Source organism: Streptomyces sp. NPDC001348, assembly GCF_053597535.1.
Genome location: NZ_JBSFIK010000006.1, coordinates 262,527 through 288,043 on the forward strand (window position 1 = coordinate 262,527; position 25,517 = coordinate 288,043).

Genomic DNA, 25,517 nt, shown 5'->3' on the forward strand with positions numbered 1-25,517 from the left:
GGCCGATGGGACGCGACGTCCCGGCGCTGGTCTTCACTCGTGAGGACCGCCGCCGGTACCGGGCCAAGATGCAGGCGTGCCTCGACGCGTTCGCGCAGATGCTGCGCGAATCACGGTTCGAGTCCGAGCGGCCCCAGGTGGGGCTGGAGATTGAGCTCAACCTGGTCGACGACCGGGCGGAACCGGCGATGCGCAACGTCGACGTGCTCGAGGCGATCGCGGATCCCGCCTGGTCCACCGAGCTGGGCCGGTTCAACCTCGAGATCAACATACCGCCCCGCCGGCTGACGGCGGGCGGACCCGACGCCTGGGAGTCCGAGATCCGCGCCGCGCTGAACCACGCGGAGCAACGCGCCAGGTCGGTCGGCGCCCGGCTGATCATGATCGGCATCCTTCCCACCCTCAGGCACGAGGACATGGGCGAGGCCGCACTGTCGGAGAACCCGCGTTACCGGCTGCTCAACGACCAGATCTTCGCGGCCCGGGGCGAGGACCTGCTCATCGAGGTCGACGGCGTCGACCGGCTGCGGACCTACGCGGACACGATCACCCCGGAGGCCGCGTGCACCAGCACCCAGTTCCACCTGCAGGTCTCCCCGGAGGAGTTCGCGGACTACTGGAACGCGGCCCAGGCGATCGCCGGCATCCAGGTGGCGCTGGCCGCCAACGCTCCGTTCCTGTTCGGCAAGGAGCTGTGGCACGAGACCCGCATCCCGCTGTTCGAGCAGGCCACCGACACCCGTCCGCAGGAGATCAAGGTGCAGGGGGTACGGCCCCGGGTCTGGTTCGGCGAGCGGTGGATCAACAGCGTCTTCGACCTGTTCGAGGAGAACGTGCGCTACTTCCCGGCGCTGCTGCCCCTGTGCGACGAGGAGGACCCCGGCGAGACGCTGGACCGCGGCGACATCCCCGAACTGGCCGAGCTCACCCTGCACAACGGCACCATCTACCGCTGGAACCGCCCCGTCTACGCCGTCGCCCACGACAAGCCCCACCTGAGGGTGGAGAACCGTGTGCTGCCCGCCGGCCCGACCGTCGCCGACACCCTCGCCAACGGTGCCTTCTACTTCGGGCTCACCCGCGCGCTGGTGGAGGAGGAACGGCCGGTGTGGTCGCGGATGTCGTTCTCGGCCGCGGAGGACAACCTGCACGCGGCGGCACGGCACGGCATCGAAGCCCGCCTGTACTGGCCCGGGATGGGCGAGGTACCGGCGTCCGAACTCGTACTGCGGCGGCTGCTGCCGCTGGCGCACCGGGGACTGATGCGCGCAGGCATGGACGAGGCCTGGCGGGAGCCGCTGCTCGGGGTGATCGAGCAGCGGTGCGTCACCGGCCGCAACGGGGCGGTCTGGCAGAAGGAGATGTTCCACCGGATCGACGCCGCCACCCGTACCGGCCGGCACGAGGCCCTGCGGCGGACGACCCGGCAGTACATCGACTACATGCATCTCAACGCCCCTGCCCACACCTGGCCGGTCGACTGAGCAGCGGCGACCGCCCTCGCCCGGGGCACCCCCGTCAGGGCAGCGGGGTACCGCCGGTGGCGTTGAGGATCTCCGCGGTGATGTAGCTCGCCTGTGAGGAGGCGAGATACACGTACGCCGGAGCCAGCTCGGCCGGCTGCGCGGGGCGGCCCAGCGGGCTCTGCTTGCCGAACTCCGCCGTCTCGGGCATCGTCGCGGGGATCAGGGGGGTCCACACCGGGCCGGGTGCGACCGCGTTCACCCGGATCCCACGGTCCGCGAGCTGCTGGGCGAGCCCCTGGGTGAAGGTGGCGATCGCGCCCTTCGTCGTCGCGTAGTCCAGCAGGTGCGGGCTCGGCTTGTACGCCTGCACCGACGTGGTGTTGATGATGCTGCCGCCCTCCGGGATGTGCGGCAGGGCGAACTTCGTCAGCCAGAACATCCCGTAGAGGTTGGTGCGCAGGACACGGTCGAACTGCTCGGTGGAGATCGCCTCGATGCCGTCCGGCTGGGACATCTGGTAGGCGGCGTTGTTCACCAGGACGTCGACGCGTCCGAACTCGGCGACCGCCCGCTCGATGAGCGCCCGGCAGTTGCCCTCCTCGCGGATGTCGCAGGAGACGGCGACCGCCTTGCGGCCCGCGTCCTCCACCAGACGGGACGTCTCATGGGCCTCGTCCTCCTCCTGTTCGAGGTAGGTGAACAGCACGTCGGCGCCCTCACGGGCGAAGGCGAGCGCCACGGCCCGTCCGATGCCGGAGTCCCCGCCCGTGATGACGGTCTTCCGCCCCTCCAGACGGCCCGAGCCGCGGTACGACTCCTCACCGTGGTCCGGCGGCGGGTCCATCGGCCCGGTCCAGCCGGGATGCGGCTGGTCCTGTGAGGGGAAGTCGGGGCGGGGGTGCTGTGTGGTCGGATCCTGCTGGGCGTTGTGCTCATCCGTCACGGCGGCCTCCTGTCTCTCGGGCGGTCGGACAGGCGACCGGGTTCCCGGATCGCGTCCGCCGAAAGCCCTCCGGCAGGATTCTCAGTGCTGCTTCCCCGTCTTGGCCGGACCCGGCTTGGCCGGACCCGGCTTCCCGGGCTTCTTCCGCTTCGGCGGCGGCTTGTGCTTGCCGGCCCCCGGCCGCGCGTCGGCCACCGTCGTCCGGGCCTTCGCCGTCTCCGGGTCGGGGCCCTGCTCCGCGCCCAGGACCGTGGTGGGCCCGACCGCAGCGGTGCCGGACGGCTCCTTCGGCGGCTGCCCGGCGAAGGTCTCCGGGGCCGGTGTCGTGCGGTGTGCCGGCGCCGAGTGGGGGCTCGACGGCTCGGTGGCCGGAGCGGTCGGTGCGTGACCGCCCGTACCCGAGGCAGTCGTGTCCCCGGAGCCCGCCAGGCCACCGATCGATCCCGTCAGGGTGACGCCGAGCAGCGTGGCCAGGGCGGCCCCGGCCGTCGCCAGGTGCCGTCCACCGCGTCGCCGGGCGGCGGGCACCTGCCTCGGGACCGCCATCTTTCCCGTCGGCCCGGGATCTGCGGCGCGGGCGGGGACACCACCGGTGTCCATCCGGACGCGGTGGTACGCCCCTGCCGGGAGCGCGGTGCCGGGCCCGCCCGGCAGCAGGGCGGCCAGCGCTTCGGCACACGCCTTGGCATCGGGGCGCTCGCTCTCGTCGAGAGCGGTCATGGCCTGCAGCAGACCGGACAGATCACGATCCAGGCAGGCCGGTACGACCGGGGTGCGGTGCAGGCGGGCGATCGCCGCCTCCAGCGGGGCGCCGTCGTACTCCAGCCGTCCCTTGAGGCACTCCAGCAGGGTCAGGCCCAGGGCGTAGACGTCCGCGGCGGGTCCCACCTCGCGGCCCATGACCTGCTCCGGGGCCAGGTACGCCGCGGTACCGACCAGCGCTCCCGTGGCGGTGTGCACGGTGGCGTCGATCAGCCGTGAGATGCCGAAGTCGGTCAGGTGGGGGCTGCCCGCCTCGTCCATGAGGATGTTGGACGGTTTGACGTCGCGGTGCACCACCCCGGCGGCGTGCACGTGGGCGAGGGCTTCGGCCACCGCCGCACCTGTGGCGCACACTTCGTCCCGGGGCAGAACGCCCGAAGCCGTGCGGGCGCGCAGTGTCGGCCCCTTGAGCAGCTGCATGACCAGGAAGGGCCGGCCCCCGTCCCGTCCGTAGTCGTGGACGGTGACAAGGCCCGGGTGCTGCAGACGGGCCAGCAGCAGGGCCTCCTCGGCGAAACGTTCCTCCGTCTGTGTGTCGCTGCCCGTACGGAACACCTTGACCGCCACGGCCCGTTTCAGCTGGAGGTCGAAGCCCTCGTGGACATCGGCGGCGCCGCCGCGGCCGAGCAGGGCGTCCAAGTGGTAACGGCCGGCCAGCACCGCGCCCCGAAGGGGCGATTCCGGCCCCGCGGACCAACGGCGTACTGGCATGTGTTCTCCCTGACGGACGGTTGTCTTCTCCGGCCGGTGAATCCGGCCGGAGACGTCCGCGTTCCCTGGACCGGCGACGTTATCCCTGGCGGGCCTCGGACGCCGGGACGGAGGGCCGACGCAGAGCCCCGGTCACCGGGCCGGTTCCGGCGGTCCGACTGCGCCTGTCGCGCTACCGCGGGCCGTCGTACTCGCGTGAGACCACCTCGACGCGCCCGGTGGCGTGGTCGAGGCGCACGGTGTCCAGTGCCAGCGACTCCAGCTCGGCGATCGACTCGGCGTGCGTGACGGTGTTCAGCGCGAGCATGCCCACCTTGGGGTCGCCCTCGCCGAGCACCACTTCCTCGGCGAGCAGCGTCTCCATCAGCCGCTGCGCGGAGGCCGACGGAAGCTGCTCGTCGACCGCGATGTGCAGCATCAGGTGTTCGACGCCGGTGCCGGTCCACCGCGCCTGCGACACCCACGCCGTACGGACCGCCGGGAACTCACGCACCCGGCGGGCCAGCGCGTCCCGGAAGGCCACCGCCACGGGACGGTTGGACCAGGTGAGCCGCAGCTCCTCGCCGGCGGCCTGGCGGCCGCGCCCGCGGAGGGTCCGGTACAGCAGGGGTACCGGCACGCCGGCCCAGCCCCGGTCGGAGTGGAGCACCAGCGACGTGACGCCGGTCTGCTCGACGATGTCCAGCAGCCGCACGGCATCGCAGTGGACCGCCGCCGCGGCCTGCGGCAACCGCTCCGCGCAACACGCCTCGCCGGTGTAGCCGGGCAGGGCCGGAGCGCCGTCCTCGCCGCGGAGGAACAGCACCGAGCCGTTCTCCCGGACGGGGACGAACACTCCGTGGTCGACCAGCGCGGCGAGCAGCCGGTCCGCCTCCGTCCCGGCGGCATCACGGTCGAGTATGTCGGCGAGCGCCGCGTTGACAGTCACGGCCGAAGCATAGGGCAGGCCTTACTCGCGCGTTGCGCCGCATCGGCCGGCCGGCTTGCCCTTACCGTGCTTCAGAGATGACCGGTGGTCAGAAACGGAGGGGAGGTGGGAGACGGCGTGGCCGATACGGGCGGGCGAACGGCCGGGCGGGGCCGCGGACGCCGGGCGGGCCGTACGGTGCTGGGCAGCCGGCCGGCGCACTCCGTGCGGTTCCCGGCGCGTTCACGTGGTGGCCCGGCGCTCCTCTCGCCGGCCGAGCGGACGGTGCCGTCCCTGCGGGTCGCCGCGGCCTACGCCTGGCGTCTCATCGTCGTCGGCATCGTCGTCTACGGTGTCTTCACCGTCCTCGGCCGCTTCCAGCTCATCGCCGTGTCCCTGTTCCTCGCGCTCGTCGTCACCTCGGTGCTGCGGCCCCTCGCCGACCTGCTGAACCGGGTGCTTCCCCGGCCCCTGAGCGTCGTCGTCGCCCTCGTCGGCAGCATGCTGTTGCTGTTCGCACTGCTCGCCCTCGTCGGCAACGCGGTGGCGGGCGAGTCGACGAGACTGACAGGTGAGTTCCGCGGCGGCGTCCACCGGATCGAACTGTGGCTGCGGCGACCTCCGTTCCGGCTCAGCCCCGGCAAGCTGACCGATCTGCAGGGCCAGGTGACGGACTACGTCAACACGCACCGGTCGAGACTGCTCAGCAGCGCCGTCAGCGGACTCGGCCGGGTCGTCGAGCTGGTCACCGCAGGAGTGCTCGCGCTCTTCTCCTCCCTCTTCTTCATCCACTCCGGCGAGAAACTGTGGGCCTGGGCCCGGGACGAGTTCCTGCCCCGTGGGGCCCGGCCGCGGTGGGACCTGGCGGGGCACGCGGCCTGGCGGACGTTCGCCGGATACACCCGCGGCATCATCATCGTGGCCGCCACCAACGCCGTACTCGTCGGCGTCGTCCTGCTCGTCCTGCGGGTACCTCTCGCGCTGCCGCTGACCCTGCTGGAGTTCTTCGCCACGTTCGTGCCCCTGGTGGGCTCGCCGATCGCGCTGGGCGTGGCGACGGTGGTCGCCCTGGCCGGGCGCGGTCCCCTCACGGCCGCAGCGGTACTGGTGCTCATCGTCGTCATCGGGCAGCTGGAGGGCCATGTGCTGCACCCGCTGGTGCTGAGCTGGGCGGTCAGCCTGCACCCGCTCGTCGTCGCGGTGTCCGTCATCGCGGGCAGCATCGTCGCCGGTGTGATCGGCGCCGTCGTGGCCGTCCCGTTCGTCTCGGTCGTCTGGTCGGTGCTGCGCGCCCTGCGGACGGCTCCGCCGTGAGATCCGGTCCGGCGCCGGACTTTTCGGGCGGCCCGGAAGGGGCACGCGTGCGGGGTACACAGCAGAGCCGAGGAACGGTGCCGCCATGGCAGAGTACGAACGTTCACGCACGATGCCCGCACAGGCCGAGGAGGTCTTCGACCGGGCGGCCGACGTCGACCGGCTCGACGCCTGGCTGCCGGACGCGCTGCACGTGCGGCCCGAGGATCCGCCCGCCGTCACCGTGCACGAGGACCGCTCCGACCAGGACACCTCGGCGCTGCTGCGCACCGAACGCGATCAGATGCGCATCGAGTGGGGCACCCGCGAACAGGGCGGTTACGCCGGCTGGCTGCAGGTCGCCGGTATCGGTAGCGGAGCCAGCGAGGTGACCGTCCACCTGTCGTTCTTCGAGGAGAGTCACGATCCGGGCGAGCAGGCGGCCCGCGACGCCCTCGACAACAGCCTGGAGCGGCTGGAGCAGCAGCTGCGGGCCGGCTAGTGCCCCGGCATGCGACGTTCGCCCGTGAAGGAGCGGCGTCCGGTGCGTGCTCTGGGGGTCCCCCGGCCGAAGGCTGGGGGAGTGCCGGCCGGAAGTCCTCGTACTGGATGTACCTGGGCTTTCGGCCGGTGCGGCGAGTGGGGGTGCCCCCTCTGGGGGAGCGTGCCGGGCGTCGCGACGGGGCGAACGTTGCCTGCCGGGGCACTAAGGGGTGCCCTCGCGCGCACGGGCCACCAGGAGGGCGACGTCGTCGTGGTCGTCGGGGTGGCGCAGGCCGTACAGCAGCAGGTCGCAGGTCTCCTCCAGGGGGCGGTGGGGCTCGTCGAGGAAGCTGAGGAGCAGGTTCAGGCGGTCGTCGATGGAGTGGTGACGGGTTTCGACGAGACCGTCGGTGTAGAGGACCAGGAGGTCGCCGGGGTCCAGGCACGTGGTCGTGATCTCGAAGGAGATGCCGCCGACGCCCAGGGGGGCTCCGGCGGGCAGGTCGAGCAGTACGGCGGGACGGCCGGGGCGGGCCAGCGCCGGGGGCATGTGCCCGGCGTTCGCCAGGCGGCACTGCCCCGTCCTGGGGTCGTACACGGCGTAGAGGCAGGTGACGATGTAGTGCTCCAGATCGCAGGTGATCTTGTCCAGGTGCTGGAGCACCGCGTCGGGGGCCAGGTCCAGGTCCGCGTAGGCGCAGGTGGCCGTGCGGAGCCTGCCCATCGTGGCGGCCGCGTCGATGCCGTTGCCCATCACGTCGCCGACGACCAGCGCGGTCTTGTCGTCGGCCAGCGGGATGACGTCGTACCAGTCGCCGCCGACCTCGCTGGTGGCCTGGGCGGGCTGGTAGCGGGAGGCGAGTTCCAGTCCGGTGTGGTGCGGCGGGTGGTCGGGCAGCAGGCTGCGCTGGAGGGTGAGGGCGGTGTTGCGCACGCTCTGGAACCAGCGGGCGTTGTCGATGGCGACGGCGGCGCGGCTGGCGAGCTCGCCGGCCAGGACGACGTCGTCCTCGTCGAACGGGAGCGGGTTGCGGGTGCGTTTGAGGTCGAGGGCGCCCAGCACCTCGCCGTGGGCGACCAGCGGCACGGCGAGATAGGAGTGGACACCGGCACGGGCCAGGAGCGTGACGGCCTCGGCGTCGCGTGCGATGCGCGGCAGATCCTTCTCTTCGACGTGCTTCACCATGACGGGTCTGCCGGTGTGGACGCACAGGGTGACCAGTCGGTCCCCGTCGTAGGCGGCCAGGTCGCCGGGAGGGTCCGCGGCGCGCAGGGCCACGGTGGGGTGGGACGCCCGGAGGGCGAGGGCACGGAAGAGTTCCGGGCCGCCGGCCGGTTTGCGGGTGCGGCGGCAGGCCAGCGCCTCGTCCAGGACGTCCACGGCGACCACGTCGGCGAGGTCGGGGACGGCTATGTCGGCGAGTTCGTGGGCGGTCTCCTCGACCTCCAGTGTGGTGCCGACGCGGGTCGACGCGTCGGCGATGAGTGCCAGACGGCGCCGGGCCCGGTCGGCCTCGGTGGCGGCGCGGTGCCGCTCGGTGACGTCGACGACGGAGGCGGCCGCGCCCAGGGTCCGCCCGCCGGGGTCCTCCAGACGGTAGAAGGACAGGGACCAGGCGTGGTCCTGGTCGGGGTCGGTCGGGGGGCGGCCCACATGGTACTGGTCGAGCAGCGGCGTGCCGGTGGTGAGCACCTGGCGCAGCGCGGACTCGATCGTCCCCACGTCGGAGAAGGGCAGGGTCTCGCGCAGGCGGCGGCCGATGTGGTCCTCGGCGGGTATGCCGTCGATGCGTTCCAGTGCGGGGTTGACCAGGAGGTAGCGCAGTTCGGGGTCCAGCAGGGCCAGGCCGATCGGGGACTGGCTGATCAGCCGGTCGCACAGCGCCAGGTCGGTCTCGACGCGCTGCAGCACGGTGTGTTCGGCCGCGATACCGAGGGCGAAGACGTCGCCCAGGTCGCTCAGCAGCCGCATGGTGCGGAACTCCATCAGGCGGTTGTCGCCGTTCTTGTGCCGGACGGGAAAGGCGCCCGCCCAGCTGCGGCCGGTCTCCAGCACGTCGGCGAACAGGCTCAGTACGGACTTGAGGTGTTCGGGGCGTATCAGCAGCCGTGCGGCGTACTGCCCCAGCGCCTCGTCCGCGGTGTAGCCGAACAGCTCCTCCGCCTGCGGGGTCCAGAACACGATGCGCCCGTCGGTGTCCAGGACCACCGCGGCGACGCTCAGCATGTCCAGCAGCCCGGTGGGCCGGGTGGCCTCGGGCTCGGACGCGTCACGGCCGGGCTGGGAGGATGACGCTGTCATCCCGGTCCCCCCTTCCGCGGGGTCGGCGGTCCGGCGGGGTCAGGCACCGTCTGGCAGTTGCTGCTCCGTCCAGATGGTCTTGCCGTCGGACGTGTGGCGGGTGCCCCAGCGCTGGGCGATCTGGGCGACGAGGAACAGGCCCCGCCCTCCCTCGTCGGTGATGCGGGCGCCTCGCAGGTGCGGGGAGGTGTGGCTGGCGTCCGAGACCTCGCAGATCAGGGCGCGTTCGTGGATGAGCCGGAGACTGATCGGCCCGTACGCGTGCTTGATGGCGTTGGTGACCAGTTCGCTGACGATCAGCTCCGTGGTGAACGCGATCTCGTCCAGGCCCCACACGGCCAGCTGGCGGACGGCGTTGTTCCGGGCCACGTGCACCGCCGAGGGGTCCGCCGGGACGTCCCAGGAGACGACACGGTCGGGGCTGAGCGCGTGGGTGCGCGCGATGAGGAAGGCGACGTCGTCGCGTGGGCGTTCCGGCAGCAGGGTGCGGACCATGGTGTCGCACAGTTCCTCGAGCGGCCGGTCGGGGTGGGCCAGGGTGAAGCACAGACGCTCCATACCGACGTCGACGTCCCGGTCCGACGCCTCGATCAGCCCGTCGGTGTAGAGCGCGATGACGCTTCCCTCCTCCACCGCTATCTCGGCCGACTCGAACGGGAGGCCGCCGAGTCCGAGGGGCGGGCCGGCGGGGATGTCGGGGAACTCCACCGGCTCCCTCAGGTGGGCGATCGCCGGACTCGGGTGCCCGGCGCGAGCCACCGCGATGGTGCGGGTGACCGGGTCGTAGACGGCGTACACGCAGGTCGCCCCGATGACGAGCGGACCCTGCGCGGCGGCCTCGGCCTCGTCGGACAGACGGACGACCAGGTCGTCGACGTGGGTGAGCAGTTCGTCCGGGGGCAGGTCCAGATCGGCCAGGGTCTGGACGGCGGCGCGCAGCCGTCCCATGCTGGCCGCGGCGTGCAGTCCGTGACCGACCACGTCGCCCACGATGAGGGCGACCCTGGCCCCGGAGAGCGGGATGACGTCGAACCAGTCGCCGCCCACGCCGGCCTCGGTGTCGGCGGGAAGATAGCGGTAGGCGACCTCGACCGCGTTGTGCCGGGGCAGATCGGGTGGCAGCAGGCTGGTCTGCAGGGTGAGCGCGGCCTGGTGCTGCCTGGCGAAGCGCCGCGCGTTGTCGACGCATACGGCGGCCCGCGCCACCAGTTCCTCGACGAGAAGCAGATCGTCCTCGTCGAACGGCTCGGGGTGCTTCCAGCGCAGCAGGGTCACCACGCCCATGGTGATGCCGCGGGCACGCAGCGGGACGACCAGGTGGGTGTGCACGCCGAGCCGGATGAGTTTGGTCCAGCGCTGGGCGTCGTCGACGAGCCAGGGTGTCGTGGCGCTGACGAGTTCACGGATGGGCTTGCCGGTGGCCAGGCAGCGTTCCTGCGGGGACCGGGCCGGATAGTGGGGGGCGGCTCCGACGTCCACGACCACTTCGGGGTGGTCCTCCTGGATCGACAGATGGGCGGCCCGGTGCAGCATCGCCTCGCCCGGCTGGCGTCCCCCGGGCCGGTCCGCCTCCGCCCGTACCTCGTCCAGGAGGTCGATCGCCACGAAGTCGGCGATCCGCGGGACCACGACCTCCGCCAGCTCCTGCACCGTCCGGTCGAGGTCCAGGGTGGTCCCGATGTGTTCGCTGGCCTCGTTCAGCAGGGTGAGCCGGTCGCGTGCCGAGTCCTGGCCGGTGGCGTGGAGGGCGACGAGGCAGACGCCCAGCGTCTGCCCTGCGGCGTCCCGCACGGGGAAGAAGGAACGCAGCCTGAAGTCCCGCTCCCGGCTCCGGCGGGAGATGCCGTGGCGCGGCACGTGATCCAGGGTGACCTGGGGCTGTCCGGTGATGAGAGCGCGCCTGGCATGACGGGTCACCCCGGGCGCCGGCCCACCGGCGTCGGCCGCGGTGCCGGACGGCTCCCGCTCGGCCGGCCGGTCCTCCTCCATGTCGGCCAGCGCACGGTTCGACCACTTCCGGCGCAGATCCGTGTCGAGTACGGCGATGCCCATGGGCGACCGTTCGAGCAGGCCCCGCGCGACCGCCTCGAAGAACTCGAACTCCGTCCGTTCCCTGGCGTCGCACGCGACGATCAGCCAGCCGTGGTGCCCGTCGGCGCCGAGGAGGGGGCAGGTCCGGACCGAGAGGTCGACGGGGTGACCGGCGCGGTGCCGGGCGGCGAGCACACCGGTCCAGCCGCGTTCCGTCCGGTGCAGGCCCGAGACGGCGGCGGCGAGGTCCCCGCCCGCCACGACGGACTCCGCGGGACGTCCGACCACGTCCCGGGCCCGGTAGCCGATCAGGCGCTCGGCACCGGGGCTCCAGGAGACGATGTGCCGGTCGGCATCGGTTATCACCACGGCCGCGGACTCGATGTCGAACGGATCGGCCGGATCTGTACTGCCGTGAGCGCGGCTGACGCCCATACGCACGTCCCATCCAGGGCGGGACCCCCACGAGCCCATTGTCGCACCGAGGGTCGGGCCGTGCCGCGCCGTGCGCACGGGACTCGGTGGTCCGTCGGCCCGCGGCGAAGTGCCGCCGGGCTCCGGTGGTCAGGCCCACCCGTGTCACGGTCACGGTCATCACGGCGGCCTCTTGCGGGGACTCGTGTCCGGCCTGTCACGGGCGGCGCTCGTCTCGGCGGGCGATCGCCGGTGCGCCCGGTGACTACATGTCAGGACGGACGAGGGTGCCGGACCTGCCGTGCACGATCTCGTACGCCGCGTCCAGACAGCCGATCGCGGCCAGGCCGCCGGTGTGCTCCACGAAGCGGGCGGCCGCCTCCGTCTTGGGCCCCATCGAGCCCTCGGCGTACCGCCCCTCGCGCAGCCCGGCGGGGGTCACGTCCAGGACGGGACGCTGGTCCGGGGCGCCGTAGTGGGCGTAGACGTTGGGCACGTCGGTGAGGATGAGCAGGAAGTCTGCCTTGACGTCCTCGGCGAGCAGGGCCGCCGCGAGGTCCTTGTCGACGATCGCCTCGGTACCGTGCAGGAGGCCCCCCTCGGCGGTCACGGGGACGCCGCCGCCGCCCGAGCAGACGACGAGGGTGCCGGTCGCCAGCAGCTCCCGGACGGTCTCCGTCTCCAGGATCCGCTCCGGGGCGGGTGAGGGGACGAGACGGCGTCCGGCGCCCGCGCCCTCGGTGTCCGGTCGGCCGCGTCCGCGGGCCGGCGACCGTGCCGGCCCGCGGGGCCCGGGCCGGCCGACCGGCTTGGTGGGCCGGTCGAACGCCGGGTCGTCGGCGCGGACGAGGGTGTGTGTGACCAGTACGGCGACCCGGCGGCCCGGCAGCGCGTCCCGCAGCGCGCGGGCCAGCAGTGAGCCGATCAGGCCCTGGGTCTGGGCGCCCAGCAGGTCCAGCGGATAGGGAGTGCTCAGCGCGGGGTCGGCCGCGCTCTCGCCGGCGAGCAGACCGAGCTGCGGCCCGTTGCCGTGGGTGAGGACAAGGTCGTGGTCGTGGGCGAGCGGGGCGATCGCGGTGGCCACCCGGACGACGTTCGCCCGCTGGAGCTCCGCGTCGGGGCCTTCTCCCCGCCAGAGCAGGGCGTTGCCGCCGAGGGCGATGACGATGCGCATGGGTGTCGGTCCTTCGGGTGCGTGACCCGCCGGGGTCCTCCGCGAGGCCGGCCGCCGGCGGGACGGACGATCGGCTCAGGCGTGCGGTACGACGGCCACCGGGCAGCCGACGTGGTGCAGGACGGCGTGGGCGACGGGACCGGTACGCGCTCCGGGCCCGCCTCCGCCGGCGCGGCGGCCCACCACGACGAGCCCGGCACCGGTGGCGGCACGTACCAGTTCCCCGGCCGGCCGGCCCTCGACGACGGTCTCGGTCACGGAGACTCCGGGGTACTTCTCGGCCCAGGGACGCAGGGCCGCGACGACCGCGTGTTCCCGGTCGGCGAGCCGCTCGGGTCCGGGGGCCGGAGGCGGGACGACTTCGGCGGGCGCCCCCTTGAAGACGTGGACCACCCGTAGTTCGGTGTCGCGGCGGTGCGCGGCGTCGAAGGCGAAGGCGATCAGGTCGTCGCAGGGCTGGGTGACGTCCAGGCCGAGGACGACGGCACGGTAGGGCGTCTCGGGGATCTCGTCCGGCGCCACACCGTCCACGGCGGGCAGATGCTCGTCGGCGGCGCTCCGCCCGGCTCGAACCAGTACCACGGGGCAGGCGGCGCGGCCCACCACGCGCTGGGACACCGAGCCGGTGACGAATCCCGCGGTTCTTCCCAGCCCCTGCGACCCGAGGACCAGCAGTTCGGCCTGCCCCGCCGCCGAGAGCAGCGCGGAGACCGCGGAGTCGCAGATCAGACGGCCCGCGACGGTCAGCGAGGGGTGCGCGGCACGGACGCTGTCGACCGCCTCCCGCAGAAGGTGCTCGGCCCAGTCGTGCTCGCTGCTGTCCAGGGGCACGTACGGCGCCGGACGCACATGCCGGTGCCAGGCGTGCACGAGGCTCAGCGCGGCGCCCCGGCGCAGCGCCTCATGGGCGGCCCAGTGTGCGGCCGCGAGGCCTTCGGGGGATCCGTCGACTCCCGCCGCGATGTTCCGGACCATGACGTGTCCCTCCCGTGCCCGGGCCGGTCGGCCCTCCTTCCTCGAGCCTGCGCCTGGTGGGCGCGTACGCCCAGGGGCCGACCGGCCCCCGCGGCCGGGACGCCCGGTACCCGTCCGGCGGGGCACCGGTGCGGGTGCCCGGGTTCCACAGCTGCGCAGGCGGATGCCCGGCCCGCGCCGGGGCCGCCGGGCCCATGTCCCCGGGGTGCGGGGACAGTTGGCCGCGCACGCGCCGGCCGGGCGGGGCGCCCGGCGCCGGCGGTCCGATCCGCGGAGCGCTTCCCGGCTGGCGCGGACCCGTGGGCACGGGCAGCGTGGACGTACGGACAACGACTGCTGAGCGAGGTGGCCATGCAACCCCCTGAGCCGGTACCCCGGGTGGTAGTGGGCGTGGACGGTTCTCCGTCGTCGTATGCGGCGCTGCGCTGGGCGGCGCGGTACGCGCAGCTGGTCGGCGGGGCCGTGGAGGCGGTCCACGTCTGGGACACGCCGTCGGACGTGGGCTGGAGCGGGCCCGCCATCGATCCCGACTTCGATCTGCAGCAGGCACGGGAGCGGTTCGCGCAGGAACTGCGCACCGTCTTCCCCGAGGAGCGCCCCGTCGACCTGGAGGAATGCCTGGTGGAGGGCGACCCCTCGGAAGTGCTGATCCAGGCCTCACGGGGTGCGGAGGTCCTCGTCGTGGGCGGCCGTGGACGGGGCCGGTTCGCCCGGGCGATGCTGGGCTCGGTCAGCCAGCGCTGCGCCCAGCACGCGGCCTGCCCGGTCGTCGTGGTGCGCCAGGAGCACGACCCCGCGCACTGATCTCACCTCCGCGGGCGCACACCGTCGTGAGCGCGCGGAACACGCGGGTGCGCCCGGGTGCGTGGAACTGCGCGGCGACCGCCCGTCGTCGTGTGCCGTCCGGGCCCGAAAGGGCAGGCGTTCGGCCCTGGGGAAGGGACCATCGGCACTGGTGCGCGCAGGACGGCCTGGACGACAGTGGACTCGGGAGCGGTACCGATCCCCCGCGGTGCCGCTCCCCTCGTGTGCCTCGTCCGGGCCGTGGGCGCCGGAGAAGACGGTGCGGGAGGCGGAGCAGGCGGTGCCGGGGAGACGCAGAAGGCGGGAAGGACCATCCGCTTCTCGCGGATCCGGATTGCGCGGTGCGCGGTGCGTGGCCGCTTCCCCGCGTCTGGTGGAGGTCCTTCCCGCCACCACCATGGAACCACCGCGCGGCCGTCGGCACGAGGGCCGAGTGGGCCTCCCGGGGGAGCCGGCCGGCCCCTTGCGAGGGCGCCGGCCGCGTCGGTGGGCGGTCACCACACGTCGATGCGGCGGCCCGTGAGGGCGGTGATCTCGATACGCACCCATACGTCACGCTCCCCTCCGGCCCACGGCGTGGTGTAGGCGCGCTCGGCGAGGTGGCGGGCGGACTCCGGGTCGGTCACCGACTCTGCGGGTCCGCGCACCAGGACGCTCCAGCCCTGGCTCAGCGCGTCGTCGACGCGGTCCACCTCGAAGGCCACCTCGTGGCCGAGCCCTCGGGCGGACACCGAACCGGGCTGGGTCCGAAAGACGATGGCATCGTCGACGACGCTGTAGTTGACGGGTACGACGACGGGTGCCTCCTCGGTGGAGATCGCGAGCCTGCCCACGCCGTGCGTCGACAGCAGCCGGCGGCACTCCTGCTCACCGAGTTCGCTCAGACGCGGGGAGCGGGCGGCGTGTCCGATCCCGGGCGGCAGGTCGAGGTGACCGCCGCCCAGCTCGGTGAGACTGGTCCGCAGCGCTCCGGCCAGCCTGAGCAGGGTCCCGGAATCCGGTGCGGCGGTGCTGTGCTCCTCCAGGTGCGCGAGGTAGCCGGGGGCCATACCCGCCCGGAAGGCGACCTCCTCCCGGGTGAGGCCCAGTTCCCTGCGCCGCCGCTCGATGCGGCGTCCGAGGTCGCCCTGGGGAGGCCGGTCCGCCGCAGTCGACGTCGTCTCTTCCGACGCTGGCCGTTCCGCCATGGCCACTCACTCCTCTCGTCCGGGAATGTTCGACAGGTTCACCGGGGTCGGTTCTTCCCGGCCCGCCCCGGGACGGCCGGGTCACGACCGCTGCGGTACGACCACCACCGGGCACTGGGCGTGGTGCAGCAGCCGGTGCGCCACCCGGCCGAGCTGCAGCCCGAAGTGACCGGGCCGGCGGCGGGCGCCGATGACGACCAGGTCGGCGGCGGCCGAGCGGTCCACGAGCACCTTGCGGGCCGTTCCCTCCACCGTGGTCCGGCGCACACGGAGGCCGGGACGGGCGGCCGTCGCGTCGTCGAGCAGCTTGTCCAGCAGGGCCGAGGCCCGCTGCTCGTGCTGGTGTGCGGGGCTCCCGGCCGGCAGGGAGTGGGCCGTGCCCTCGTGCGCGGGGCAGCGCCAGGTTCGTACGACGTCGAGCACGCATCCGCGTGCCTCGGCCTCCTGGAGGGCGAAGCGCACGGCCTCGCCCGCGGTGTCCGGATCCCCGGCGCCGAGCAGCACCCGTTCATGGGTGCCGGCCAGACCCGCCCGGTCGCCGCGGACGACGATCACCGGGCAGCGGGCGTGCGCGGCGACGCCCAGACCGGTCGAGCCGAGCAGCAGTCCCTTGATCTCGCCCCGGCCACGTGCTCCCGTCACCACGGCGAAGGCGTACTCGCTCTCGTGCAGGAGGGCGTCCACCGGTTCCTCGGGGAGGATGTCCGTGGCGGCCTTCACGTCCGGGTTGCGCAGCCGGGCCCGCTCCGCCGCCGAGGCGACGATGTGCTCGGCCATCACCTGCTCGGAGGAACGCTCCCGGCTGCCCGACGGCATCACCCCTTCGTAGCGCTCCCACAGGGAGGCGTACACGAGGCGCAGCGGCACGCCGTGGCGGGCGGCCTCGTCCACCGCCCAGTCGATCGCCGCCAGGCTGGACTCCGATCCATCGACGCCCACGACCAGGGGCAGTTCCGTCATCGAGCTCACCACCTTCCGCCGGGCTGCCGGGCAGGCAGCACGGGCTCCAGTTCCACCGTCGCACGAGCCCGGGCCCGGTGGTGAGGGCCACTCGGCCCGGTTCGGGGCCGCTCAGCCCATGGCCGGGCGGCGGGGGCCGGGTGCGGCGCCCCCGGCGTGCGGTTCCAGCCCGGACCCGCACAAGGGTCTCGGCGGTGTGGGCCGATCGGCCCACAGGGAGGACCGGGCGGCCTGTGGTGCCGGGCGCCGCTCACCCGGAAGGCTGGAACCAGCAGCCCACGACGCTCCGCCGTCCGGCTGCGACGGCGGCGACGAAAGGAGCCGGAGCGATGACCTCCACCACCACCCTGGGCGCGGCCCTCCCGGCCGACCAGCGCGAACGGCTGATGCGCTTCGCCCGCGAGGTCTCCTTCCCCGTCGGCGCCCGCCTGTTCGAGGAAGGCCGCCGCGCCGACCGGTTCTGGATCATCCGGACCGGGACCGTCGCCCTGGACCTGCGGGTCCCCGGGCGCCGCGCCGCCGTCATCGAGTCCCTCGGCCACAACGAACTCGTCGGCTGGTCCTGGCACTTCCCGCCCTGCATCTGGCAGCTCGGTGCCGAGGCCACCAGCCCGGTACGCGCCTGGGAGTTCGACGCCGACGCCGTTCGGGCGGAGTGCGCGAGCGACCCCGGGTTCGGCCGCGCCATCGCCGTCTGGGTCGGCCGCGTGGTCGCCCACCGTCTGCACGCCGCCCGCATCCGGCTCCTCGACCTCTACGCCCCCTACGGCAGCGGCAGCCGGTCCTGACAGTCGGGAGGAGATCATGCCCAGCAGCCCCTACACCGTCAGCGATGTGATGACCCACACCGTCGTGGCCGTGGGACGCGACGCCCCGTTCAAGGACATCGTCCAGCTCATGGACGAGTGGAAGGTCAGCGCACTGCCCGTGCTGGAGGGCGAGGGCCGCGTGGTCGGCGTCGTCTCCGAGGCCGACCTGCTGCCCAAGGAGGAGTTCCGCGACAGCGACCCGGACCGGTTCACCCAGCGGCGACGCCTCGACGACCTCGCCAAGGCCGGAGCGCTCAGCGCGGGCGAGCTGATGTCCGCCCCCGCCGTCACCGTGCACGCCGACGCCCCGCTCGCCGAGGCCGCCCGCATCATGGCCCAGCGCAAGGTCAAACGCCTGCCCGTCATCAACGACCAGGGCCTGCTCGAAGGAGTCGTCAGCCGCGGCGACCTGCTGAAGGTGTTCCTGCGCGGCGAGGAGGAGATCGCCGACGAGGTGCGTCACGAGATCGTCGACCGTCTCTTCCCCGCCCCCGTCGAACCGGTCCTGGTGCGGGTCCACGACGGCGTGGTCACGCTCACCGGCCGGATCCGGGACACCTCGCTGGTACCGGTGGCCGCCCGCATGATCCGCGCCGTCGAGGGCGTGGTCGACGTCGAGTGCGACCTGACCGCCGGATCGGTGCGCAGCGATCCGCCCTGACCAGCCTCTGGCCCGGGCCCGGGCCCGGATCCGGGGCCGTCCGGTTCCCCGGGATCCGGGTCCCGTCCGTCCGTTTCCTGCGGGTCCGCCCGCAGGAACGGGCGCGGAGGCCGGGACCCGGGTCCGAGGAGACAATGGGGCGCATGGCCGACAACAAGGCGGCGGTGCTGCCGCGCAAGACGTACGAAAGTGAAATGCTGCGCCTGCAGACGGAGTTGGTCAAGCTCCAGGAATGGGTGCGGGCGGCCGGCGCCCGGCTGGTGATCGTCTTCGAGGGACGGGACGCGGCCGGCAAGGGCGGCACGATCAAGCGGGTCACCGAGCACCTCAACCCCCGTGGGGCCCGCATCGCCGCGCTGCCGAAACCGACCGAGCGGGAGCGCACCCAGTGGTACTTCCAGCGGTACGTGGAACAGCTGCCCGCCGCCGGGGAGATCGTGCTCTTCGACCGGTCCTGGTACAACCGGGCCGGGGTGGAGCACGTCATGGGGTTCTGCACCAAGGAGGAACACCAGCTGTTCCTGCGCCAGTGCCCGATCTTCGAGCGGATGCTCGTGGAGGACGGCATCCTGCTGCGCAAGTACTGGTTCTCGGTGAGCGACGCGGTGCAGCAGGAACGCTTCCGGCGCCGGCTGGAGGATCCGCTGCGGCGCTGGAAACTGTCGCCGATGGACCTGGAGTCGATCACCCACTGGGAGGCGTACTCGCGGGCCAAGGACGAGATGATGGTGCACACCGACATCGCCGAGGCCCCCTGGTACGTCGTCGAGAGCGACGACAAGCGACGGGCCAGACTGAACATGATCGCCCATCTGCTGGCGTCGGTCCCCTACCAGGAGGTGCCGCCGCCGGTGCTCGAGCTGCCCGACCGGCCTCGGTCCACCGGGTACCAGCGTCCGCCGCGCGATCTGCAGACCTACGTGCCCGATCACACGGCGAACCTCTGAGCCGCCACGCCGGTGCGCCCTGGCCGAAGACGACGCGCGCCCCGGCCCCGCCGCGAGGTCAGCCGTGCGGGACGACCGCCACGGGCGCGGTGGCGTGGTGCAGGACGGCGTGGGCGACGGAGCCGATGTGCGGTCCGAGGGCGGCGCGGCGGGTGCGGCGGCCCACGACGACCAGTGACGCCTTCTGCGAGGCGTCGACCAGACGCACCGACGCGCTTCCGGCCACGCAGTCCTCCGTCACCTCGACGGACGGGTACTTGTGCCGCCAGGGGCGCAGTGCCTCGGTCAGCTCGGCCGCCACCTGTGCGGCGAGCTCGCCGTGGAGAGCCGGGTCCACGGCGAGCCCGTAGACGTAGTACGGCGGCAGGGACCAGGCGTGCACGGCCCGCAGGGCGGTGCCGCGCCGGGCCGCCTCCTCGAAGGCGAAGGCGAGCAGCGCGTCGTCCGGGGCGTCGATGTCGAGGCCGAGCACGACGGGCCGGTAGGGCGTCGCGGCGGACGGGGTTCCCGCGGAGTCCTTCTCGTGTTCGTCGGCGGCCTGTTCCCCGGTCCGCACCAGCACCACGGGCCGCTGGGCGTGCGCGACGGCCGACAGACCGACGGAGCCGACCAGGAAGCCACCGATCCCGCTCAACCCCCGGGAGCCGAGCACCAGCAGCTCCGCCTCCTCGGCGGCCGCGACGAGCGCCTCCCCGGGGGGTGCCCCCGCGCTGCTCGGCGACGACCTCCACTCCGGGGTGACGCAGCCGCAGATCCTCGGCCGTGTCGCGCGGGATCCTCCGCCGGCCCTCGGCGGGCAGTGAGGCCTGAGCGATCGGCGCCAGCGCCGGCTCCCGCACGTGCACCAGCCGCAGCGGCAGGCCGCGCAGCCGCGCCTCGCGGGCCGCCCACTCGGCGGCGGTGCGGCTCTCCGGGAATCCGTCGATGCCCACGGTGACGGTGCGGGACATGGTGTCAACCTCCTGTCGTCGGGCCCGTCGTCGGGGTCGCCTCCAGCTTTCCGGCCGGGGCGGCCGGCGGGCAGGGGCCTCCGGGTCCCTGTGCGGGCCCGACCGGCCCTACGCACGGCCACGGACCGCATGTGGCGGTATGCGGTCAGCAAGGCATGCCACACGGACATGTTCACCCGGCGTTCGAACGCGTTCAGGCCACCACTCGGACATGACGCGACAAGCGACGGCGGTGGTGAGCCGAATGCGCTGGGATGTCCGGAGGATCACGAGTGACCTGGCGGGTAGATATGAACGCTTTCGTGGACGGGCCGGCACGCTCGGCGGACCCGGCGCTCCTGGACCTGTGCCGCTGCGGGGCCCAGTTGCCCCAGGGCGGCCCGTCGGCCGCCGAGGAACGGTTCCGCGGATTGCTGGAGGCGGCGCCGGACGCCATGGTCATCGTCGATGACACCGGCATCATCAAACTGGTCAACGCCCAGACCGAGGCCCTGTTCGGCTACCGGCGCGAGGAACTGCTGGGCCGGCCGGTGGAGTTGCTGGTACCGAACCGTTTCCGGGCCCACCACACCCGCCACCGCGACGGGTACGCGGCCAACCGGCAGGTGCGCCCCATGGGCGCCGGGCTGGAACTGCACGGGCTGCGCAAGAACGGCAGCGAGTTCCCCGTCGAGATCAGCCTCAGCCCCATGGAGACCGCGGACGGCCTGCTGGTGTCGGCGGCCGTGCGCGACGTCAGCGACCGCAAGGCGGCCGAGGCCCGCATCAACGAACTCGCCGCGCTCGTGGAGTCCTCCCAGGACGCGATCCTCGCCAAGACCCTCGACGGGTTCATCACCTACTGGAACGCCGCGGCCGCGCGCCTGTACGGCTACACGGCCGAGGAGGCCATCGGCCGGCACGTGTCGCTGCTCGCCCCGGCGGAACTGCACGACGACGTCTGCGCACTGCTGGAGCGGCTGCGGCACGGGGAGAAGGTCGAGCACTTCGAGACCCTGCGGGTGACCAAGGGCGGGGCGCTGCTGGACGTCGATGTGACGCTGTGGCCGACCCGGGACACCCGCGGCAAGGTCGTCGGCGCCTGCGCGATCGTCCGCGACATCAGCGACCGCAAGCGCACGGAGGCCGAACTCACCGCCCTTCTGGAGCAGCAGCGGCACATCGCCCTCACCCTGCAGCGCAGCCTGATGGGGACGCCTCCCGCCCTGCCCGGCCTGGACACCGCCAGCCGCTACCGGCCCGCCACCCAGGGCGCCGGAGTCGGCGGTGACTGGTTCGACCTCATACCGCTGGGGGCCGGGCGGGTGGGTGTGCTCATCGGCGACGTGATGGGCCGCGGGCTGGAGGCGGCCGCCGTGATGGGGCAGCTGCGCTCGGCCGCGCACGCGCTCGCCAAGACCGGCATGCAGCCCCGGCAGCTGATGCAGGCCCTCGACACCGTCGTCGCCGACCTGGACGTCCCCGACCAGCTGGTCACCTGCTGCTACCTGATCATCGCTCCGGACGCCGGTACCGTGACGGTCTGCTCCGCCGGGCATCTGCCGACCCTCGTCGTCGGCCCCTGGGACGGCGTCCGCGCGCTTCCCACACCGGTGAACGCCCCGCTCGGTGTCGGCGGCGTCCTCTACGAGCAGTCCTGCACGGACATGGCGCCCGGTGCCACGCTCGTGCTGTACACCGACGGCCTGATCGAGACGCCCGGCAGCGACATCGAGGCCCGGCTCGGCGAACTCACCACCGTCCTCGACACGTTCTTCCCGCAGGCCAAGGAGCTGGAGGCGGCCGCCGACCATGTGCTCGCCCAACTGCTCCCCGACGTCGACGGCCACAACGACGACGTGACGCTCCTCCTCGCCCAGCTCCCGGCCGCACCGCTGGCCGCTGTCACCACCGAGCTTCCCGCGGCCCCCTCCTCCGTCCCGGAGGGCCGGGCCTTCCTCCGCCGGACCCTGGCCTCATGGGAGTGCGGCGCAGCGGCCGACGACGCCCTTCTGCTGCTGTCCGAGACCCTCACCAACGCGGTGCAGCACGCCGAGGGCCCCCTGGGGCTGCGCCTGTGCCGCACCGTCACCGACCTCACCGTGGAGGTCAGCGACCGCAGTCCGCACCTCCCCCAGCCCCGCCTCGCGGCCGAGGACGAGGAGTCCGGCCGGGGCCTGTTCCTGGTCCGCACCCTCGCCGAGAGCTGGGGTGTGCGGCCGACGGACGAGGGCAAGACGACCTGGTTCACGCTGAAGCTGTAGGTGCCGACCCCGGACGTCGTGCGCGCCGGGTGCCTTGGGCCGGACGGCCCTTCCCGGGTGCCCGCTCGTCCCGGGACGGGGCGGGGCACCGGGGCCGGAGGTCCCCTTCGTCCGGCCACTGGTCCCCGAGCGGGCCGCGACCGGCCGGGACCGCCGACTCGGGTTGCTATACAGGATCTGCCGCCGGCATCCGGACGGCGCCGACGCATCGTCACACACCCGCTTGCGCCGGCACGCACCCTCATGAACCCCTGTTCCGGGGGTTCCTTCTCCCCGCAGCCCGGGAGGCTTCATGCTGTCCGAAGAATCCGCAGCCGTGGTCCGCGCGACCCTGCCCGTCGTCGCCGGAGCACTGGACGAGATCACCACCCGCTTCTACGGCGCGATGTTCCGCGACCGGCCCGAACTGCTGGACGGAATGTTCAACCGCGGCAACCAGGCCGACGGGGGCCAGCGCCGGGCGCTCGCCGGGTCGATCGCGGGCTTCGCGAGCGCGTTGCTGGCCGACCCCGGGGCACGGCCGGACGCCCTGCTGGCGAGGATCGCGCACAAGCACACGGCCGTCGGTGTCACCGAGGACCAGTACACGATCGTGCACAAGTACCTGTTCGGCGCGATCGCCGAGGTCCTGGGCGACGCGGTCACCCCGGAGGTGGCCGCCGCCTGGGACGAGGTCTACTGGCTGATGGCCGGCGCCCTGATCGCCCGGGAGGCCCGCATCTACCAGGAGGCGGGCGTGGCCCCCGGGGCGGTGTGGCGGCCATGGACCGTCGTCGAGCGCCGTGAGGAGACGCCGGACGTGGTGTCCTTCCTGCTGCGCCCCGCCGACGGCGGTCCCGTACCGGCCGCCCGGGCCGGACAGTACGTCAGCGTGCGGATGCTCATGCCGGACGGCGTGCACCAGCTCCGCCAGTACAGCCTGTCGTCCGATCCGGGCGGCGAACTGCGACGCATCACCGTCAAACGGGTGACCGCCACCGAGGACGCCCCGGCGGGCGAGATGTCGAACCTCCTGCACCGCGTGGTGCGCGCCGGCGACGAGCTGACCCTTTCGGCGCCCTTCGGTGACATCGTCCTCGACGAGTCCGACGCGCCGCTGGTCCTCGTCTCCGCGGGCATCGGCAACACGCCCATGGTGGCCATGCTCGCCCGCCTCGCCGCGACCGGTTCCACCCGCCGCGTCCTGGTCCTGCACGCCGACACCTCACCCGCCGAGCACGCCCTGCGCGCCGAGACCCGGCGGCTGACCCGTGAACTCGCGCATGCACAGGCCGAGTTCTGGTACGAGCGACCCGATCCGGCCGAACCCGACGCGCACACCGGTCTGATGGACGTCCAGGCGGTGGACGTGCCGGCCGACGCCACGGTGTACCTGTGCGGCCCGCTGCCCTTCATGCGGGCCGTACGCAGCCGGCTCATCGCACGCGGGGTCCCGGCCCGCCGGATCCGCTACGAGGTGTTCGGCCCGGACCTGTGGCTCCCGGACGCCGCCTGACCCGTCCCGGGACGCTCACGCCCCCGGGGGAGCCGCCGGACCTGGCAGGGGGGCGTGCCACACCAGCCTGGTGCCCCCGCCCTCGGGGCGGGTGAACTCCATGTCGCCGCCCAGCTTCCGTGCCCGTTCCCGCATGTTGGCCAGGCCGCTGCGGCGGCCCCCCGGCGGGATTCCGACGCCGTTGTCGGTGACCGTGAGGCGGACTTCCTTCCCGTCGGTCTCCAGGGCCACCTCGGCGCGGTCCGCACGGGCGTGCCGGGCGATGTTGGTGAGGGACTCGGAGAGGACGGCCACGACGTGGTCGGCGGTCTCCTGCGGTACGTGGGTGTCGAGCAGGCCCTCCATCCGGACGCTGGGCGCGAAGCCCAGCACCTGCGCGGCCTCACCCGCGATGCGCACCGCACGGGCGCGCAGCCCGAGGGCCTCGTCGTCGTCACGGGTGCGCAGGCCGAAGATCGTCGACCTGATGATCTTGATGGTCTCGTCCAGGTCGTCCACCGCCCGCCGCACCCGCTCGGAAGCCTCGGCGTGCTGGATGAAGCGTCCGGCGCTCTGCAGCGTCATACCGGTGGCGAACAGCCGCTGGATGGCCAGGTCGTGCAGGTCCCGGGCGATCCGGTCCCGGTCCTCCAGCAGGGCGATCTGCTGGGCGTCCTGGCGGTGTTCCGCGAGTTCCATGGCGACGGCGGCCTGCCCCGCGAACACCTGCAGCGGCTCGGTCTGCTCCTCGGAGAACTCGTTCGCGCCCGTCTCCCGGGCCAGCAGGACCACCCCCCGGACCCGGTCGCCCGAGCCGATCGGCACCGCCACGGCCGGCCCGAGACCGGCGAACCGCGGCGGACCCGCCGAGATCCGGTCGTCATGGGTGACGTCCGCGCTGATCACCGGAGCGCCCGCGGCGAAGGCCCGGCCGGTGAGGGTGCCCTGCAGGGGCAGCACCAAGCCGCGGTGCGCGTCCGCCTCCCGGCCGATGGCCAGTTCCACGGCGAGGGTGTCGGTGTCCTTCATCGGGATCGCGACGGCGGCCAGCGCGGCACCGGTGATCTCCCGCGCCCGGTCGGCGATCAGGCCCAGTACCTCGTGCTGCCCGGCGCCGGACATCAGGCTGCGGGTGATCTCGGCGTTCGCCTGCTGCCAGCGCTCCCGCAGCCGGGACTCCTCGTACAGGCGGGCGTTGTCGATCGCCACACCGGCCGCCACGGCCAGTGTCGACAGCACCGACTCGTCGTCCTCGTCGAACTGCAGGCCACCGCGCTTCTCGGTCAGGTACAGATTGCCGAAGACCTGGTCGCGCACCCGGATGGGGACACCGAGGAAGGTGTTCATCGGCGGGTGGTGCGGGGGGAAGCCGTAGGAGGAGGCGTGCTCGGAGAGCTTCGCCAGTCGCAGCGGCTCGGGGTGGCGGATCAGCTCGCCGAGGATGCCGTGGCCCTCCGGGAAGGGACCGATACGGGCGATCTCCTCCTCACCGACCCCGACCGTGATGAACGCCGACAGTCTCCTGCCGTCCGGTCCGATCACGCCCAGCGCCGCGTACTCGGCGTCGACCAGGGCGGCCGCGGCCTCCACGATGCTGCGCAGCGCCTGCTCCAGGTCGAGCTCCCGGCCGACCGAGAGCACCGCCTCCAGCAGGCTGTGCACCCGGTCCCGCGTACCGCGGGCCGCGTCCAGACGGGCCTGCAGCTCCCCCAGCAGCTCGTCCAGCCGCAGCTGGGGCAGCCGTACCCGGGCCTCGTGAGCTCCTTCGGCGCCTGCCACCGCTGACCTCCCACAACCTGCGCGGTACCGACAGCCGCACCGCTCCTCGACCGAGGTAGCGGCCCCGGCAGGAGGGACGATACGGGATCACGGGGTCCGGCGGCACCTCGGGTCGCTCCGGCCGGGGGCGTGCCTGTCTCCTCTCCGCCGGCCGAGGCATGTGCCTACGCATCGAGGCCGGAATGGTCACCGGGCCTGTGCCGACCGGCGCATGACGGGGGGAACGCGGACGAGGCCCCCGC

At 73.2% G+C, this 25,517-nt stretch carries 19 protein-coding genes and 1 pseudogene; 9 read left to right on the forward strand and 11 right to left on the reverse strand.

Annotated elements, in window-relative coordinates; translation table 11 throughout:
- Positions 1 to 5: 5 nt before the first annotated feature.
- Complete coding sequence (locus ACWC21_RS09445) at positions 6 to 1,484, forward strand: glutamate--cysteine ligase (RefSeq protein WP_450879786.1); 1,479 nt, start codon at positions 6 to 8, stop codon at positions 1,482 to 1,484.
- A 34-nt stretch (positions 1,485 to 1,518) separates the two neighbouring features.
- Here the strand turns inward: ACWC21_RS09445 and ACWC21_RS09450 are convergent, their stop codons facing one another.
- The 3 genes from ACWC21_RS09450 to ACWC21_RS09460 all read right to left on the reverse strand — a co-directional run bounded on the left by ACWC21_RS09450 (position 1,519) and on the right by ACWC21_RS09460 (position 4,810).
- Complete coding sequence (locus ACWC21_RS09450) at positions 1,519 to 2,409, reverse strand: SDR family oxidoreductase (protein WP_450879788.1); 891 nt, start codon at positions 2,407 to 2,409, stop codon at positions 1,519 to 1,521.
- A gap of 81 nt (positions 2,410 to 2,490) precedes the next feature.
- Complete coding sequence (locus tag ACWC21_RS09455; protein WP_450879790.1) at positions 2,491 to 3,882, reverse strand: protein kinase domain-containing protein; 1,392 nt, start codon at positions 3,880 to 3,882, stop codon at positions 2,491 to 2,493.
- 172 nt (positions 3,883 to 4,054) lie between these two features.
- Entirely contained in the window at positions 4,055 to 4,810 is a 756-nt protein-coding gene (locus ACWC21_RS09460) for a hypothetical protein (RefSeq protein ID WP_450879792.1), read from the reverse strand.
- Positions 4,811 to 4,927: 117 nt separating this feature from the next.
- On the opposite strand from ACWC21_RS09460, the gene ACWC21_RS09465 reads away from it, so the two are divergent.
- A complete protein-coding gene (locus ACWC21_RS09465; RefSeq protein ID WP_450879794.1) occupies positions 4,928 to 6,103 on the forward strand; it encodes an AI-2E family transporter in 1,176 nt (391 codons plus the stop codon).
- Positions 6,104 to 6,188: 85 nt separating this feature from the next.
- Positions 6,189 to 6,584, forward strand: a complete 396-nt coding sequence (locus ACWC21_RS09470; RefSeq protein WP_450879796.1) for an SRPBCC family protein — start codon at positions 6,189 to 6,191, stop codon at positions 6,582 to 6,584.
- A 204-nt stretch (positions 6,585 to 6,788) separates the two neighbouring features.
- Here the strand turns inward: ACWC21_RS09470 and ACWC21_RS09475 are convergent, their stop codons facing one another.
- From ACWC21_RS09475 to ACWC21_RS09490, 4 genes are all read right to left on the reverse strand, one after another.
- The gene (locus ACWC21_RS09475) at positions 6,789 to 8,867 is read right to left on the reverse strand and encodes a SpoIIE family protein phosphatase (protein ID WP_450879798.1); all 2,079 of its coding nucleotides are present in this window, start codon (positions 8,865 to 8,867) and stop codon (positions 6,789 to 6,791) included.
- 39 nt (positions 8,868 to 8,906) lie between these two features.
- Positions 8,907 to 11,333, reverse strand: coding sequence for a SpoIIE family protein phosphatase (locus tag ACWC21_RS09480; RefSeq protein ID WP_450879800.1), 2,427 nt, complete (start codon positions 11,331 to 11,333; stop codon positions 8,907 to 8,909).
- Positions 11,334 to 11,577: 244 nt separating this feature from the next.
- Complete coding sequence (locus tag ACWC21_RS09485) at positions 11,578 to 12,486, reverse strand: amino acid kinase family protein (protein WP_450879802.1); 909 nt, start codon at positions 12,484 to 12,486, stop codon at positions 11,578 to 11,580.
- A gap of 75 nt (positions 12,487 to 12,561) precedes the next feature.
- Complete coding sequence (locus tag ACWC21_RS09490; protein ID WP_450879804.1) at positions 12,562 to 13,461, reverse strand: universal stress protein; 900 nt, start codon at positions 13,459 to 13,461, stop codon at positions 12,562 to 12,564.
- A gap of 351 nt (positions 13,462 to 13,812) precedes the next feature.
- Between ACWC21_RS09490 and ACWC21_RS09495 the strand changes: the two genes are divergently transcribed.
- Complete coding sequence (locus ACWC21_RS09495; RefSeq protein WP_450879806.1) at positions 13,813 to 14,265, forward strand: universal stress protein; 453 nt, start codon at positions 13,813 to 13,815, stop codon at positions 14,263 to 14,265.
- A 494-nt stretch (positions 14,266 to 14,759) separates the two neighbouring features.
- On the opposite strand, the gene ACWC21_RS09500 is transcribed toward ACWC21_RS09495, so the two are convergent.
- Complete coding sequence (locus ACWC21_RS09500) at positions 14,760 to 15,452, reverse strand: helix-turn-helix domain-containing protein (RefSeq protein WP_450879808.1); 693 nt, start codon at positions 15,450 to 15,452, stop codon at positions 14,760 to 14,762.
- 81 nt (positions 15,453 to 15,533) lie between these two features.
- The gene (locus tag ACWC21_RS09505) at positions 15,534 to 16,412 is read right to left on the reverse strand and encodes a universal stress protein (RefSeq protein ID WP_450879810.1); all 879 of its coding nucleotides are present in this window, start codon (positions 16,410 to 16,412) and stop codon (positions 15,534 to 15,536) included.
- Between the two features lie 329 nt (positions 16,413 to 16,741).
- Here ACWC21_RS09505 and ACWC21_RS09510 point away from each other — a divergent pair, with 329 nt between their 5' ends.
- The 3 genes from ACWC21_RS09510 (at position 16,742) to ppk2 (ending at position 18,829) form a co-directional block, all read left to right on the forward strand.
- On the forward strand, positions 16,742 to 17,200 hold the full coding sequence (locus tag ACWC21_RS09510) for a Crp/Fnr family transcriptional regulator (protein WP_450879812.1): 459 nt from the start codon (positions 16,742 to 16,744) through the stop codon (positions 17,198 to 17,200).
- Positions 17,201 to 17,216: 16 nt separating this feature from the next.
- Positions 17,217 to 17,882, forward strand: a complete 666-nt coding sequence (locus tag ACWC21_RS09515; protein ID WP_450879814.1) for a CBS domain-containing protein — start codon at positions 17,217 to 17,219, stop codon at positions 17,880 to 17,882.
- A gap of 143 nt (positions 17,883 to 18,025) precedes the next feature.
- Complete coding sequence (ppk2, locus tag ACWC21_RS09520; RefSeq protein ID WP_450879816.1) at positions 18,026 to 18,829, forward strand: polyphosphate kinase 2; 804 nt, start codon at positions 18,026 to 18,028, stop codon at positions 18,827 to 18,829.
- Positions 18,830 to 18,887: 58 nt separating this feature from the next.
- Here the strand turns inward: ppk2 and ACWC21_RS09525 are convergent.
- A pseudogene (locus ACWC21_RS09525) lies at positions 18,888 to 19,779 on the reverse strand (universal stress protein).
- A 290-nt stretch (positions 19,780 to 20,069) separates the two neighbouring features.
- Here ACWC21_RS09525 and ACWC21_RS09530 point away from each other — a divergent pair.
- Positions 20,070 to 22,022: a PAS domain S-box protein gene (locus ACWC21_RS09530; protein WP_450879818.1), complete on the forward strand. Its 1,953-nt coding sequence runs from the start codon at positions 20,070 to 20,072 to the stop codon at positions 22,020 to 22,022.
- 292 nt (positions 22,023 to 22,314) lie between these two features.
- Positions 22,315 to 23,517 (forward strand): globin domain-containing protein, encoded by a 1,203-nt coding sequence (locus ACWC21_RS09535; RefSeq protein WP_450879820.1) that lies wholly within the window; start codon positions 22,315 to 22,317, stop codon positions 23,515 to 23,517.
- Between the two features lie 15 nt (positions 23,518 to 23,532).
- Here ACWC21_RS09535 and ACWC21_RS09540 read toward each other — a convergent pair whose 3' ends face one another.
- Entirely contained in the window at positions 23,533 to 25,275 is a 1,743-nt protein-coding gene (locus ACWC21_RS09540) for a sensor histidine kinase (RefSeq protein WP_450879822.1), read from the reverse strand.
- Positions 25,276 to 25,517 lie beyond the last annotated feature (242 nt).

Bases quoted from the DNA above. Each gene is read 5' to 3' on its own strand.
- ACWC21_RS09445 (WP_450879786.1), top strand. From the start codon at position 6: ATGGGACGCGACGTCCCGGCGCTGGTCTTCACTCGTGAGGACCGCCGC.
- ACWC21_RS09455 (WP_450879790.1), bottom strand. From the start codon at position 3,882: ATGCCAGTACGCCGTTGGTCCGCGGGGCCGGAATCGCCCCTTCGGGGC.
- ACWC21_RS09470 (WP_450879796.1), top strand. From the start codon at position 6,189: ATGGCAGAGTACGAACGTTCACGCACGATGCCCGCACAGGCCGAGGAG.
- ACWC21_RS09475 (WP_450879798.1), bottom strand. From the start codon at position 8,867: ATGACAGCGTCATCCTCCCAGCCCGGCCGTGACGCGTCCGAGCCCGAG.
- ACWC21_RS09480 (WP_450879800.1), bottom strand. From the start codon at position 11,333: ATGGGCGTCAGCCGCGCTCACGGCAGTACAGATCCGGCCGATCCGTTC.
- ACWC21_RS09485 (WP_450879802.1), bottom strand. From the start codon at position 12,486: ATGCGCATCGTCATCGCCCTCGGCGGCAACGCCCTGCTCTGGCGGGGA.
- ACWC21_RS09490 (WP_450879804.1), bottom strand. From the start codon at position 13,461: ATGGTCCGGAACATCGCGGCGGGAGTCGACGGATCCCCCGAAGGCCTC.
- ACWC21_RS09495 (WP_450879806.1), top strand. From the start codon at position 13,813: ATGCAACCCCCTGAGCCGGTACCCCGGGTGGTAGTGGGCGTGGACGGT.
- ACWC21_RS09500 (WP_450879808.1), bottom strand. From the start codon at position 15,452: ATGGCGGAACGGCCAGCGTCGGAAGAGACGACGTCGACTGCGGCGGAC.
- ACWC21_RS09505 (WP_450879810.1), bottom strand. From the start codon at position 16,412: ATGACGGAACTGCCCCTGGTCGTGGGCGTCGATGGATCGGAGTCCAGC.
- ACWC21_RS09510 (WP_450879812.1), top strand. From the start codon at position 16,742: ATGACCTCCACCACCACCCTGGGCGCGGCCCTCCCGGCCGACCAGCGC.
- ACWC21_RS09515 (WP_450879814.1), top strand. From the start codon at position 17,217: ATGCCCAGCAGCCCCTACACCGTCAGCGATGTGATGACCCACACCGTC.
- ppk2 (WP_450879816.1), top strand. From the start codon at position 18,026: ATGGCCGACAACAAGGCGGCGGTGCTGCCGCGCAAGACGTACGAAAGT.
- ACWC21_RS09530 (WP_450879818.1), top strand. From the start codon at position 20,070: ATGAACGCTTTCGTGGACGGGCCGGCACGCTCGGCGGACCCGGCGCTC.
- ACWC21_RS09535 (WP_450879820.1), top strand. From the start codon at position 22,315: ATGCTGTCCGAAGAATCCGCAGCCGTGGTCCGCGCGACCCTGCCCGTC.